The following is a 12,911-nucleotide window of genomic DNA, read 5'->3' as shown; positions in this document are numbered from 1 at the left end:
TTTGGTGCGCGCAATGCCGGATTGCGCGATGCCCGGCTCGTACATCGTTCCTATACGCGAGCTGAAGCATGGGACGCGCATGCGAGCTCGACATGCATCGCGCCTCGGGTGCAACGCAGCGCGCCCACGCCGCGGGTGATCATGACAGTGCCGTTAGGCCTGGACGAAAACCCCCATATCGAGGGTGCATGTTCCTGTACCGGGCGGTATAGTCACGTCGCTGCCGACGCGTCCGCGCGAGGCGCGCTCGCCCGCCGTCGTCGACCGGCCGCTGCCCCTACGCAATCGAGAACAGGAAGCTCCACGATGAAGTTTCATCGCGCATTGACCCCTGTCGCCATCGCAACGCTCGCCGCACTGGCCGCCGGTTGCGGCAAGCAGGCGCCCCAACAACAACAGATGCCACCGCCGGAAGTCGACGTCACCGTCGTCAACGGGACCGCCGTGCCGGTCGTCCAGGACCTGGTCGGGCGCCTTAGTGCCGTGCGCACCGCGGACGTTCGCGCACGCGTCGCGGGCGTGCTGCAGAAGCGCGTCTACACCGAAGGCACGGACGTCAAGGAAGGCCAGGTGCTGTTCCAGATCGACCCGGCGCCCTTGCGCGCGACGCTCAATGCACAGCTCGCCAATCTCGCGGCCGCGCAGGCGACCTACCAGAACAACCATGTCGCCGCCGAGCGTGCGCGTTCGGTCGCCGAGAAGGGCCTGCTGTCCAAGGCCGACGTCGATGCCGCGAACGCGGCCGAGCGCACCGGTGCCGCCGCCGTCAAGCAGGCGCAGGCGACGGTCGAAATGGCGAAGATCAACCTCGGCTACGCCGAAGTGACCGCGCCGATCGACGGCCGCGCCGGCAAGCAGCAGGTGACCGAAGGCGCCCTCGTCGGCCAGGGCGAGGCGACCCTGCTCACCACGGTCGAACAGATCGACACGATGTACGTCAACTTCACCCAGGCCGTCGGTACACTCGACGAACTGCGCCGCGCCGCGGCGAGCGGTGACGTGCAGCTCTACGAACAGGACAAGGCGAAGATCGACGTCACGATGCCCGACGGCAGCGCCTACGACTCGGCGGGCACGCTCGACTTCTCCGACACCGCCGTCGACGCATCGACTGGCGCGGTCACCCTGCGCGGCATCGTGCCGAACCCGCAGCATCGCCTGCTGCCCGGCATGTACGTCAACGTCCGCCTCAACCTCGGGCAACTCAAGCATGCGTGGCTTGTGCCGCAGACCGCGATCCAGCGGGATGCCGAAGGCGCCTTCGTCTACGTGCTCGGCGGCGACGGCAACGTGGTGCGCAAGACCCTCGACGTATATGGCACCCGCGGCGCCGACACCATCGTCCGGAAAGGCCTTGCCGACGGCGACCAGATCATCGTTTCGGGACTCATGAAGGTCCGCGCCGGCGCCCCGGCCAAGGTCGCCGCGCCGAAGGCCGCGCAGCCGCCGGCCGCCGGCGGCGCCGCCCCGGCCAAACCCGACGACAAGCACTGATCGCCCCGCCGCGCCCTGCGCGGCGGCCGCGACGACCAAGGAAGCCGTCCATGTTTTCGAATTTCTTCATCGAACGACCGATCTTCGCGTGGGTGCTCGCGTTGATGATCACGCTCGGCGGCGCGCTGGCGATCACGACACTCGGCATCGAGTCGTATCCGCCGATCGCCCCGACGCAGGTGGCGGTCAACGCGCGCTATCCCGGCGCGGACGCCGAGACGGTCGAACGCGCCGTCACCCAGGTGATCGAGCAGCAGCTCGCCGGCATCGATCACCTGATGTACTTCAGCTCGAATTCGAACGCCAACGGTTCGGCGAGCATCAACCTCACCTTCGAGCCGGGAACCGATCCGGACATCGCGCAGGTGCAGACGCAGAACAAGGTCACGCTCGCGTCGCCACGCCTGCCGACCGAAGTGAACCAGCAGGGCATCGTCGTCGCGAAGCAGAATCCCGACTTCCTGATGTTCGTTTCGATCCGGTCGGACGACGCCAAATACGACTCGTACGCCCTCGACAACCTGCTCGCGACGCGCGTAATCGACCAGATCGGGCGCATCCCGGGCGTCGGCAGCACGTTCCAGCTCGGCTCCGAATACGCGATGCGCATCTGGCTGGATGCCGACAAGCTGCACGGCTACGGCATGTCCGCGGCGCAGGCGCTCGCCGCCGTGCGCGCGCAGAACGTGCAGGTCGCAGCCGGCTCGATCGGTGCCGAGCCCGCGATCGACGGCACCGCCTTCACCGCGACGGTGGTCGGCGAGGGGCGCTTCACGACCGTCGAGCAGTTCGAGAACGTGATCCTGCGCGCGAACAGCGACGGCACCACGGTGCGCCTCAAGGACGTTGCGCGCGTCGGCCTCGGCGCCGGCGGCTACGGCCAGCGCGTCGTCTACAACGGCCAGGCCGTTTCCGGTTTCGGCGTGCAGCTGCTGTCGGGCGCAAACGCGCTCAACGTCGCCGACCTCGTCAAAGCGAAAATGTCGGAACTGCAGCGCACCTTCCCCGCCGGCGTGAGCTGGTTCGTGCCGTACGACACCACGCAGTTCATCAAGATCTCGATCGAGGAAGTGGTGATGACGCTCGCGATCGCGATCGTCCTCGTGTTCCTCGTCATGCTGCTGTTCCTGCAGAACTTCCGCGCCACGATCATCGCGACGCTGGTGATCCCGGTCGCGCTGATGGGCGGCTTCCTCGGCATGTGGGCCGTCGGCTTCACCATCAACCAGCTCAGCCTGTTCGGCATGGTGCTGGCGATCGGCATCGTCGTCGACGACGCCATCGTCGTGATCGAGAACGTCGAGCGCATCATGCACGAGGAAGGCCTGAACGCGGTCGAGGCGACGCGCAAGGCGATGCTGCAGATCCAGGCGCCGGTCGTCGCGATCGCGATCGTGCTGATGGCCGTGTTCATCCCGAGCGCGCTGCAAACGGGCTCGGTCGGCGCCATCTACCGCCAGTTCGCGTTGACGATCGCGCTGTCGACCGGCTTCTCAGCGATGCTCGCCCTGGTGTTCACGCCGGCCTTGTGCGCGACGATCATCAAGCCGCAGACCGGCGAGCGCAACGCGTTCTTCCGCCGCTTCAACAAGCTGTTCGACTGGGCGCGCGACACCTACACCGGCCACATCCGCGGCGCGGTGCGTGCGGTGCCGATCTGGATGGCGCTGTTCGCGGGCGTCGCGGTGGCGTGCTACTTCGGCTTCGCGCACCTGCCCAGGAGCTTCGTCCCGGAAGAAGACCAGGGCTACGCCCTCACCATCGTCGGCCTCCCGTCCGGCGCGACGATCAAGCGCACCAACGAGGTCATGGACCAGGTGTCGCAGACCATCCGCGCCAATCCGGAAGTCGAGGGCGTGTTCGCGATCTCCGGCTTCAGCTTCGTCGGCAGCGCCGAGAACGTCGGCATGGCGTTCATCCGCTTCAAGCCGTGGGACGAGCGCAAGGCCACCGCGATGGAGCTGATCCAGAAGATCCAGGGACAGCTCTTCCAGGGTGTCGATGCGATGGCGTTCGTCGTCAACCTGCCGACGATCCGCGGCCTCGGCCAGTTCGGTGGATTCGACCTGTATCTGCAGGACCGCTCGGGCGCGGGCCACGACGCGCTCATGCAGGCCGGTGGCGCCGTGATGGCGAAGGCCGGACAGATGCAGGACATGTTCACCGGCGTGCGGCCGAACACGCTGCCCGACACCTCGCAGCTCAAGCTCAGCATCGATCGCGCGCAGACGCAATCGATGGGGCTCGCGCTCAGCGACGTGTACACGGCGATCCAGCTCATGCTCGCGCCGGTCTACGTCAACGACTTCATCGCGGGCGGTCGCGTGCAGCGCGTCACGATGCAGGCCGACGCGCCGTTCCGCAGCAGTCCCGATGCGCTGCAGCACTTCTACGTGCCGAGCACGATCACGCCCGCGGGCGGCACGTCGCCGACCAGCACGCCGCCGATGGTGCCGATTTCCAATGTCGTGAAGGCGCAATGGCAAGTCGGTCCGCCGACGCTCGTGCGCTACAACGGTTACGAGGCGATGGAGATCGTCGGCCAGCCCGGGCCCGGCCGAAGCAGCGGCGAGGCGATGGCCGCGATGACGGAAATCATCAAGAACGACGTGCCGCCAGGCTTCGGTTTCGACTGGACCGGCCAGTCGCTGCAGGAAATCATCTCCGGCAACCAGGCACCGCTGCTGATCGGCCTGTCGATCTTCGTCGTGTTCCTGTGCCTCGCGGCGCTGTACGAGAGCTGGTCGATCCCGGTCGCGGTCATGATGGTGATCCCGCTTGGCATCACCGGCATGGTGGTGGCGACGTGGGCGCGCGGCTTGTCCAACGACGTGTACCTGATGGTCGGACTGCTCACGATCGTCGGCTTGGCCGCGAAGAACGCGATCCTGATCGTCGAGTTCGCGGTCTCGGAGCAACGTGCGGGACGCCCGTTGGCCACCGCGGTCATCGATGCCGCGCGCCTGCGCCTGCGCCCGATCCTCATGACCTCGTTCGCATTCATCCTCGGCGTACTGCCGCTGGCGATCTCCAGCGGCGCCGGTGCGAACGCGCGCCACGCGATCGGCACGGGCGTGATCGGCGGCATGATCTTCGCGACGTTCCTCGGCGTGCTGTTCATTCCGATCTTCTACGTCGCGGTGCGGCGCTTGCTTGGTGACAAGATGGAGTCGGCCGAGGAGACGCTCGAAGCGACCCGGGATCCGCACAAGCATGCGTGATCGGCTGCACGTCACGACGGTCGCAAGGATCCTGACCGTCGCGACGATCGCGTACGCGCCCTGCTCGCTCGCGGCCGACGCGGCACCGTGGCTGCTTTACCGCGACGCCAATCCGTTCGTCGCCGCCAGCGGCCTGCCGTTCGCGCCGCCCGTTGCGGCGGAGGGCTGGAGCGTCGAGGCGTTGGTCGACGCGAGCAACACCGAGGTCGCCTTCGAACGCGGCGGCGAACGCCTCACGTACGACGCGGAAATCCACGCAGCGCGCATCGCCGTCACGCGCGCATTCGGCCCGCACTGGCTGGTGCGCGCGACGCTCGCCGAACTCGACATCGGCAGCGGGTTCCTCGACGGCTTCCTGGAGGACTACCACCGCATGTTCGGCTTCAGCAACGGCGACCGCGGCCGGCTCGTCACAGACGGTCACACGATCCGCTATGACGACGGCAACGTCGCCAACACGGTCGCATTCGATCGCCGGCTGCACGCACTCTCGCCGCTGCTGGTGGATCTCGCGTTCCGCGGCGACGCGAGCGAGCGCGCCGAATGGATGGCCGGCGCGACCGTTAAGGTCCCGACCTCGCATGCGAGCGCGCTGGTCGACGACCGCAGCACCGACCTCAGCCTGTGGCTCGCGTTGCAATCGACCGACGCACAGGCGCGCTGGCCGTGGGGCGCACGCGTCGGCCTGATGCAACGCGGCAACACTCAGCTGCTCGCGGACCGCGCGAACGATCAGGTTCCGTTCGCCGATGCAATGATCGGCTACCGCCTGACGCCCCACTGGGACGTCGCCGCGCAGTTGCAGTGGCATGCCGCGCTGTACGACAGCAGGGTTCCGCTGCTCCAGGACGCCGCCACGCTCGCGCTGTCGTCCGCATGGCACGCAGACGCAGGCTGGACGTTCCGTGCGGGATTGGTCGAGGACGCGATCCCGCGCCACGCGCAGGATGTGACGTTCTTCCTCGCGCTGTCGCTGTAGTTGCGTGCGGCAACGCACTCCCTGGAAGACAGTTGCCTTTGATGAAAGGCAGCGTCAGTCAATACACTGGAAGTAGACGAGGTCGGAGTCGTCGAGCTGGTGCGCCTGGCCAAGGCTGATCGAACCGCCACGGCGCAGGTGGGTCTCGTCGCGATGCACGAAGATCTCGTCGTCATCGCCGATCTTGAGCCAGCTGCCATTGGTCGAACGGTCGGCGAGCATGAAGTAGCCCTTCTTCCATTCGATCAGCGCGTGGTTGCGCGAGACCCATTCGGTCTCGACCACGAGGCTACTGGCAGGGTCGCGGCCGATCGAGAACGGCGTCCCTTCGTCGATCTCGAAGGCCTGGCTGCGATGGCGCACCATCAGGCGCGGCCGCTCGGTCGTCACGGTCGCATCGATCGCCTGCATCACGCGCTGCACGGTCGTGACGTGCGCGATGTCTTCCTGCCAGAGCACGTCGACGATGTCGATCGGCGCCTGCTTGCCGAGCACCCACGCGGACCCGAGCGGTCGCACGCGCAAGCCGGTCGTGTTGGTGATGCCGAACACGGTACTGGCGGTCGTCACGATCTGGTCGCGGCGCGCGAGGCTCTTGTCGGCCATGCGCGCGGCGGTGTTGACGGCATCGCCAAACACGTCCTCGTTCTCGACCAGCGCCTCGCCATGATGCAGGCCGATGCGGATGGCGAGGTTGTCGCGCTGGAACTCGGGGTCGTTCTTGATGCGCCGGTGCATGTCGGTCGCCGCCAACAGGCCGTGCAGCGGTCCCGGGAACGTGCACATGATCTCGTCGCCGATCGTCTTCACGACGCGCCCGCCGTGACGCCCGGCCACCTCGGCCAGCGCGATCAGCACGTTCGCGACGATCCGCCGCGCGATTTCGTCGCCGCGCGACTCGAACAGCCGCGTACTGCCGGAGACATCGGCGAACAGGATCGTGAGGGGGCGGCGCTCGGTCATTGCGGGGATGATAGCGAATCCATGCGGCGCCGGCATTTCCGGTGGCACGGCGCCGCGATCTCGCGGCGGCCGTTCCGACGCAGCTGTTATGCGATCTCGCTCGCCGCGGCGACGATATCCGCATCGCCCGGCAGCACGAGGAACGCGGCCCCCGCGAGCGGCGTGTAGGTATCGGTGCCGACCACGCGGCGCAGCGGTTTCGCGCCCTGCCCCGCTTCGACGATCGCAGTGATCACCCCTTCGCCGACACCGGCCGAGTGGCGGCCCTCGTCGACGACGAGGATGCGTTTCGCGGTCTTCGCCTGTGCGCCGATGAACGCGTCGTTGAGCGGCACCAGCCAGCGCAGGTCGACCGTGCGCACCTTCCAGCCGCGCGTCTTCTCGATCTCGCGCGCGGCGCGCAGGCTCATCGGCACGCCGTTGCCGTAGGTGAAGATGACGAGGTCGTTTGCGCCCTCGCCGTAGATGCGGCCTTCACCAAGCGGCATGGCCTGGTCCAGCGGCGGGTAGCTGGTCAGCCACTGGCCGTCGCCGGGCTCGTACAGGTCCTTGGTCATGTACAGCGCGATCGGTTCGAGGAACACGCTGACGCGTCCGTCCACCTTGGCCAGCGCAGCCAGCGTGCGCAGCATCGTCGCGGCGTCGTCGCCACGGCTGGCGCAGCCGACCACGAGGCCGGGGATGTCGCGCAGCGCGGCAATCGAGTTGTCGTTGTGGAAATGTCCGCCGAAGCCGCGCTGGTAGCCGAGGCCGGCGATGCGCACGACCATCGGGTTCCTGTACTGGTCGTTGGAGAAGAACTGCAGCGACGCCGCCTCGCCGCGGATCTGGTCGCAGGCATTGTGGAAGTAGGCGAGGTACTGGATCTCCGGTATCGGCAGCATTCCCATGTTCGCGTAACCCTGGGCGAGGCCGAGGATCATCGTCTCGTCGAGCAGGGTGTTGAACACGCGCGCGTTCTTGAACGCCTTGTGCAGGCCCTTGGTCACCGTGTAGACACCGCCCTTCTGCGCGACGTCCTCGCCGAACAGCAGGGTCTCGGGGTACTTGCAGAACAGGTCGTGCAGCGCGTTGTTGATCTGGATCGCGAGATGCCGCGGCGCGAGCTTCTCCGGCAGCTTGTCGGCATTGCCGAATACCGCGAGCCGCTTGTCGGCGTAGTCGGCGCGCTTCGCCTCCGCATCCACCTTGTCCTTCGTGTATGGCGCCAGAGGTGCGATGACGTCGTCGAGGCGATCGAGTTTCGGGCGCCGGTCGGCCTCGTCGGCGGCCGCAAAACACTTCTTGCGGATGTCCTCGTATGTCGCGAGCAGCGACTCCTTCGTGTACAAGCCCGACTCGAGCGCGATCGCCGCACTGCGCAGCAGCGGATCGGTTGCCTCGACCGCCATCAGTTCCTCGACGCTGCGCCACTCGATCTCGAAGTCGGTGCCGGCGTGACCCATGATGCGCGTCGTGCGCAGGTGAAGGAATGTCGGGCGGCGCGTCGTGCGGCAATGGTAGACCGCGCGCGCAACCTGTTCGTAGCCCTCGGCGAGGTCGAGGCCATCGGCATGGAAGTAGTCGAGTCCGTCGCGATGACGGAACGCATTGCCGATCCAACCACCTGGCGTCTTCACCGAGATGCCGATGCCGTTGTCCTCGCACACGAACAACACCGGCGCCGGCAGCTTCTGGTACGCGGTCCACTGCGCGGTGTTGAAGGCGGTCTGCGCGGTCGCATGGTTCGACGAGGCGTCGCCGAACGAGCAGATCGCAATCGAGTCGTCGGGAATCGGCAAGGCGTGGCCGATGCGGCGCGCCTGTTCGATCGCGACCGCGGTGCCGAGGGCCTTCGGCAGGTGCGAGGCAATCGTGGAGGTCTGCGGCAGCACCCACAACGGCTTGGAACCCCACACCTTGTGGCGGCCGCCCGATGCCGGATCGTCCTTGCTCGCGGCAAAGCTCAGCGCCGAATCCATGATCGGATCCATGCCCGGCAGCTTGCGAAAGCGCTCGGCCATCAACGCGCCACTGCGGTAGTGCAGGAACGCCGGATCGGTGTGACGAGTCAGGCGCGCGACCATCGCGTTGCCTTCGTGGCCGGACGAACCGATCGTGTAGAACACCTTGTTCTGCACGCGCAGCACGCGCGCCATCAAGTCGAGGTGGCGCGAGATCAGTTGCGACTCGAACAGCTCGATGAAGTCGTGCGCGGTGCACAGGCTTCCAGGCAGCACTGCCTCGTCGGCGCGCGGCGCGCGGCGCGGTGTGCCGCTCCAGTTCTGCACGAATTCGACGAAGTTCTGATCACAGACTTCGGCGCGGTTGACGTTCTTGTGGCGGGCGGGGATCGGGGCAACGGCGGACATGGGATCGAGCCTGGTCGTTCGTGGAAAGCGGCGTGGCACGCCGACGGATACGGGACCGCGAAGGATACCCTCCGGGACGTGCCGCGAGAATGCCGGATGGCGCCCTTGCGCGGAAATCCGCTGGCGAGGCACCTCGACGGTTAGCCGGCACCTGCTGCGCCCCGCCACCGCATGGCGAAGCCAGCGCGAGCGCAAGCCGAGGCGGCAACGAACGACGCAGCGCATTGCAGCGGGCACCGAATCCTGCGAGATTGCCGCCTTCCATGACCACTTCTTTTGGGGAGAGAGGCACGATGGATTCGACGATCAATCCGTACAAGGCACCCACCAGCCGCGTCGCGGAGCAGTCCGCTGACGCCGGCATGGTCCCCGCCGAACGCTGGCGGCGCTTCGTGAACCTGCTCGTCGACTACTTCGGGTTCATGGCGCTGGCCTTCGTCGTGGGCATCGTGATCGGCATCGTCGGCGGCAACAGCGCGGTCGAAGCGATGCAGAACATCGGCGTGCAATACCTGTTCGGCTTTCTCGTCATGTTCGCGTACTACGTGCCGCTCGAACTGTTCTTCGGCCGCACCCTTGGCAAGCTCGTGACCGGTACCCGCGTCGTCGACGAAAACGGCGAACCGCCAAGCGCCGGCAAGGTGATCGGCCGCACGCTGTGCCGGTTCATTCCGTTCGAGGCGTTCTCGTTCTTCGCATCCGACGCGCGCGGCTGGCACGACTCGATTCCGAAGACGTATGTCGTGAAGATTCGCTGACTCGAACTCAGCGCGACGCGGGCACCAGCGCGGCGTTCACCACCGCAATCGGCGGCATCGGCACGAAGCCCGACTGCGTCTCGATGCGCGCGAGCCACGCGCGCAGCGCGGGATACGCGGCGAGTGCGATGCCGCCGTCCTCGGCGCAGTGCGTATAGGCGTACAGCGCGATGTCGGCGATTCCGTAGCCGGTCGCCGTGAACCAGTCGTTCGTCGCCAGGTGTCTTTCCATTACCGCAAGCGCCTGGTGGCCGCGTTCGCGCAAGCGCGGCAGGTCCGCGCGACGCGGGGAATCGATCGGCGTCCAGCCGCAGATGAAGCGTGCGACGGCGACGAACGGCTCGTGGCTGTACTGCTCGAAGAACATCCATGCGAGCGTCTGCGCGCGCTGCCAGGTGTCGCCCGCAAAGTACGGTGTCCCATCGGCAAGCCAGTACAGGATCGCATTCGACTCGACCATGATGCGGCCGTCATCGATTTCGATCATCGGCACGCGGCCGTTCGGATTCTTGGCGAGATACTCCGGCGTGCGCGTGGCGCCGTGCGCGCTGTCGGTCTCGATCCAGCGGTAGTCGCGTCCTTCGACGCGACCGAGGTGGCCGAGCAGCATGCGCAGCTTGTGGCAGTTGCCCGATGGCGAGTAGCCGTGGACGGTGATCATGGGCTGGCACCGTTGCGTCGAGCGAGCCAGTCCTCGCGCGACTGGCCCCAGATGTCGATGCGCACGTCCTCGTGCGGTGGCGGCAATCGGCCCGGACCACGATTGATCGAGCCGAGGCGACGCGCGAGCGCCTGCGAGGCAAGGTTCTCGGGAGCGATCGAATGAATCACTTCGCTCCACCCGAGATGCGAGAACGACCAGTCGATCGCAGCAATCGCGGCTTCGGTCGCATACCCCTTGCCCCACGACGAACGATGGAACGCCCAGCCGACTTCGGTGCCTGGCCAGCCTTCGGGTTGCCACGGTCCGGCCTGGCCGATCCAAAGCCCGCTCGCCTTCTCGACCACCGAAAACATCGCATATCCCTGCACCGCCCATGCACCGGGCATCTGCAGGAACTTGCGCCATGCCGGAGCGCGCAGGAGCGCGCCGCCGATGTGTCGCGCAGCTTCTTCGTCCGCATGCAGTTCGGCGTAGGCATCGAAGTCCTCGAGACGCGGCAGGCGCAGAATCAGCCGCTCGGTTTCGATATGCGTATCACTCACTTGGCTCAACTCCCGCTCGGTGCGTGCACGGCCGGTTGCGTCGATGCATCTGCTCCAGCACCTGTATACGAACACGAAGGCAGCATGCGCTGGATCTGCGGATAGTCATCACTTTCGCAACGCCACTGGATGCCCATTGCATCCGCGTGTTCGAGTCGCGGAGTCAGGCGGATACGCCCGCCGTCGACGCCGGATGAGGCGTCGAATACCAGCTGTATCGCACCATCCTGCACGCTCGCGGCGCGCAGGGACTTGCCCCGGTACTCGTTCGGTGCCGGCAGGCCGGCTTCGGCATTCGAGGCAGGCAATTTCGACGTGGTCATGTAGTACTCGGCGATCGCCGTTCGCATCGCGGAAGCGACGACGAAATCGCTGCGCATGTCGACGTACGCTTCGCGCTCCGCCGCGTCCGCCTCGGCTTGCGCCTTCGTGTCGTCAAGCGTCTTGCGGATCTGCTCCTGCTGCTTCGCGACCTGCTGCACCTGTCGGCGCGTTGCTTCGCTCTCGGCGCGCACGTGCGAGAGCAGGGCATCCTGTTCCTTGCGTATCACCAGTTGGTGATACGCAACCAGCGCCGCCACTACCGCGAGCAGCGTGCTCGCGAACACCACCACCGCATTGCGCATGCGACCCCCGACGCGACAATCAGAACGCGTTGATACCCGTCACTTCGCGCCCCACCACCAGCTGGTGCACCGTCTCGGTGCCTTCATAGGTGATGACCGACTCGAGGTTCAGCGCGTGGCGGATCGGGCAATGCTCGGTGGTGATGCCCGCGCCACCGAGAAGGTCGCGGCATTCGCGCGCGATGTCGATCGCCATGCGGCAATTGTTCCACTTCGCGAGGCTGACCTGGGTCGGCTGCATCGTGCCGGCGTCCTTCAGGCGACCGAGCTGCAGCGAGAGCAACTGCGCCATCGTGATCCGGCGCGCCATGTCGGCGAGCTTGACCTGCACCGCCTGGTTCGCGGCGAGCGGACGCTGGAACAGGATGCGGTTCTTGGCGTACTCGGTCGTTTCCGTGAAGCAGGCGATCGCGGCGCCGATCGGGCCCCAGGTGATGCCGTAGCGCGCCTGCGTCAGGCAACCGAGCGGGCCCTTGAGGCCTTTCACGTTCGGCAGGCGGTTCGCTTCCGGCACGCGCACGTTGTCGAAGAACAGCGCCGACGTCACCGACGCGCGCAGGCTCATCTTCTTGTGGATTTCCTGCGCGCTGAAGCCGGGCATGCCCTTCTCGACGACGAAGCCCTGGATCCCTTCGTCGGTCTGCGCCCAGACGATCGCAATGTGCGCCAGATTGCCGTTGGTGATCCACATCTTGGCGCCGTTCAAGATCCAGTCGGCTCCATCCTTCTTCGCATTCGTCTTCATGTTGGCCGGGTCGGAGCCGCCATGCGGCTCGGTCAGGCCGAAGCAGCCGATCACCTTGCCGGCGGCCATGTCCGGCAGCCAGCGCTTGCGCTGTTCCTCGCTGCCGTACGCGTAGATCGGATACATGCACAGCGAGCTTTGCACGGAGGCGAAGCTGCGGATGCCGGAATCGCCACGCTCCAGTTCCTGGCAGACCAAGCCATAGCTGACGCCGTTCATGCCGGCGCAACCGTATTCGACCGGCAACGAAGAGCCGAGCAGGCCGAGTTCAGCCATCTCGGGGATGAGCTCGGCCGGGAAGCGGCCCTTGTCGAAGCAATCGCCGATGATCGGCAGCACGCGCTCGTCGGTGAAACGGGCGACGGTGTCCTGCACCATGCGCTCCTCATCGGAGAGCAGCGAGCGGACGTCATAGAGATCGGTCGGGTTGAGCGGCGTGGCGGGCATGGCGTTCGGGTCCGGGCGCAGGCAAAGATCGCCATTGTACCGCCCCGACGAAGGCCCGGCCACGACGCAGGCGCATGCGCCCTCAGCGGATTCGGTATCCTGCGCCCCACCCTGCCGAACG

The 12,911-nt window shown here is 66.6% G+C and carries 10 protein-coding genes; 4 read left to right on the top strand and 6 right to left on the bottom strand.

The genetic code is table 11. From position 1 onward, the window contains the following. Window positions 1-306 precede the first annotated feature (306 nt). From ACILRJ_RS05000 to ACILRJ_RS04990, 3 genes are read left to right on the top strand one after another with little or no spacing between them, the layout of a single operon-like run. Window positions 307-1,494 (top strand): efflux RND transporter periplasmic adaptor subunit, encoded by a 1,188-nt coding sequence (locus ACILRJ_RS05000; protein WP_395681003.1) that lies wholly within the window; start codon window positions 307-309, stop codon window positions 1,492-1,494. Between the two features lie 50 nt (window positions 1,495-1,544). Next, window positions 1,545-4,715, top strand: a complete 3,171-nt coding sequence (locus ACILRJ_RS04995) for an efflux RND transporter permease subunit (RefSeq protein WP_395681001.1) — start codon at window positions 1,545-1,547, stop codon at window positions 4,713-4,715. Beyond that, window positions 4,708-5,694, top strand: a complete 987-nt coding sequence (locus ACILRJ_RS04990) for a DUF3187 family protein (RefSeq protein WP_395680999.1) — start codon at window positions 4,708-4,710, stop codon at window positions 5,692-5,694. The genes ACILRJ_RS04995 and ACILRJ_RS04990 overlap by 8 nt, the downstream gene beginning before the upstream one ends. A 54-nt stretch (window positions 5,695-5,748) precedes the next feature. Here ACILRJ_RS04990 and ACILRJ_RS04985 read toward each other — a convergent pair whose 3' ends face one another. Beyond that, window positions 5,749-6,657, bottom strand: a complete 909-nt coding sequence (locus tag ACILRJ_RS04985) for an adenylate/guanylate cyclase domain-containing protein (protein WP_395680997.1) — start codon at window positions 6,655-6,657, stop codon at window positions 5,749-5,751. A gap of 86 nt (window positions 6,658-6,743) precedes the next feature. After that, on the bottom strand, window positions 6,744-9,008 hold the full coding sequence (locus ACILRJ_RS04980; protein WP_395680995.1) for a thiamine pyrophosphate-dependent enzyme: 2,265 nt from the start codon (window positions 9,006-9,008) through the stop codon (window positions 6,744-6,746). 293 nt (window positions 9,009-9,301) lie between these two features. Here ACILRJ_RS04980 and ACILRJ_RS04975 point away from each other — a divergent pair, with 293 nt between their 5' ends. Then, window positions 9,302-9,766 carry an RDD family protein gene (locus tag ACILRJ_RS04975; protein WP_395680993.1) on the top strand — a complete coding sequence of 155 codons (465 nt, stop codon included), beginning with the start codon at window positions 9,302-9,304 and terminating at the stop codon, window positions 9,764-9,766. Window positions 9,767-9,773: 7 nt separating this feature from the next. On the opposite strand, the gene ACILRJ_RS04970 is transcribed toward ACILRJ_RS04975, so the two are convergent. Genes ACILRJ_RS04970 through ACILRJ_RS04955 form a run of 4 tightly spaced genes read right to left on the bottom strand, consistent with a single transcriptional unit; the run spans window position 9,774 to window position 12,790 of the window. Next, window positions 9,774-10,427, bottom strand: a complete 654-nt coding sequence (locus tag ACILRJ_RS04970; RefSeq protein ID WP_395680991.1) for a glutathione S-transferase family protein — start codon at window positions 10,425-10,427, stop codon at window positions 9,774-9,776. Further along, window positions 10,424-10,972, bottom strand: coding sequence for a GNAT family N-acetyltransferase (locus ACILRJ_RS04965; RefSeq protein ID WP_395680989.1), 549 nt, complete (start codon window positions 10,970-10,972; stop codon window positions 10,424-10,426). Before ACILRJ_RS04965 ends, ACILRJ_RS04970 begins: the two co-directional genes overlap by 4 nt. 5 nt (window positions 10,973-10,977) lie before the next feature. After that, the gene (locus tag ACILRJ_RS04960) at window positions 10,978-11,598 is read right to left on the bottom strand and encodes a pilin (RefSeq protein ID WP_395680987.1); all 621 of its coding nucleotides are present in this window, start codon (window positions 11,596-11,598) and stop codon (window positions 10,978-10,980) included. Window positions 11,599-11,617: 19 nt separating this feature from the next. Next, window positions 11,618-12,790: an acyl-CoA dehydrogenase family protein gene (locus tag ACILRJ_RS04955; protein WP_395680985.1), complete on the bottom strand. Its 1,173-nt coding sequence runs from the start codon at window positions 12,788-12,790 to the stop codon at window positions 11,618-11,620. Between the last annotated feature and the right edge of the window lie 121 nt (window positions 12,791-12,911).

Source organism: Dokdonella sp. (assembly GCF_044227025.1).
Lineage (GTDB): Bacteria > Pseudomonadota > Gammaproteobacteria > Xanthomonadales > Rhodanobacteraceae > Dokdonella_A.
This window is presented reverse-complemented; position numbering and strand designations above follow the sequence as displayed.

Bases quoted from the DNA above. Each gene is read 5' to 3' on its own strand.
- ACILRJ_RS05000 (WP_395681003.1), top strand. From the start codon at position 307: ATGAAGTTTCATCGCGCATTGACCCCTGTCGCCATCGCAACGCTCGCC.
- ACILRJ_RS04995 (WP_395681001.1), top strand. From the start codon at position 1,545: ATGTTTTCGAATTTCTTCATCGAACGACCGATCTTCGCGTGGGTGCTC.
- ACILRJ_RS04990 (WP_395680999.1), top strand. From the start codon at position 4,708: ATGCGTGATCGGCTGCACGTCACGACGGTCGCAAGGATCCTGACCGTC.
- ACILRJ_RS04985 (WP_395680997.1), bottom strand. From the start codon at position 6,657: ATGACCGAGCGCCGCCCCCTCACGATCCTGTTCGCCGATGTCTCCGGC.
- ACILRJ_RS04980 (WP_395680995.1), bottom strand. From the start codon at position 9,008: ATGTCCGCCGTTGCCCCGATCCCCGCCCGCCACAAGAACGTCAACCGC.
- ACILRJ_RS04975 (WP_395680993.1), top strand. From the start codon at position 9,302: ATGGATTCGACGATCAATCCGTACAAGGCACCCACCAGCCGCGTCGCG.
- ACILRJ_RS04970 (WP_395680991.1), bottom strand. From the start codon at position 10,427: ATGATCACCGTCCACGGCTACTCGCCATCGGGCAACTGCCACAAGCTG.
- ACILRJ_RS04960 (WP_395680987.1), bottom strand. From the start codon at position 11,598: ATGCGCAATGCGGTGGTGGTGTTCGCGAGCACGCTGCTCGCGGTAGTG.
- ACILRJ_RS04955 (WP_395680985.1), bottom strand. From the start codon at position 12,790: ATGCCCGCCACGCCGCTCAACCCGACCGATCTCTATGACGTCCGCTCG.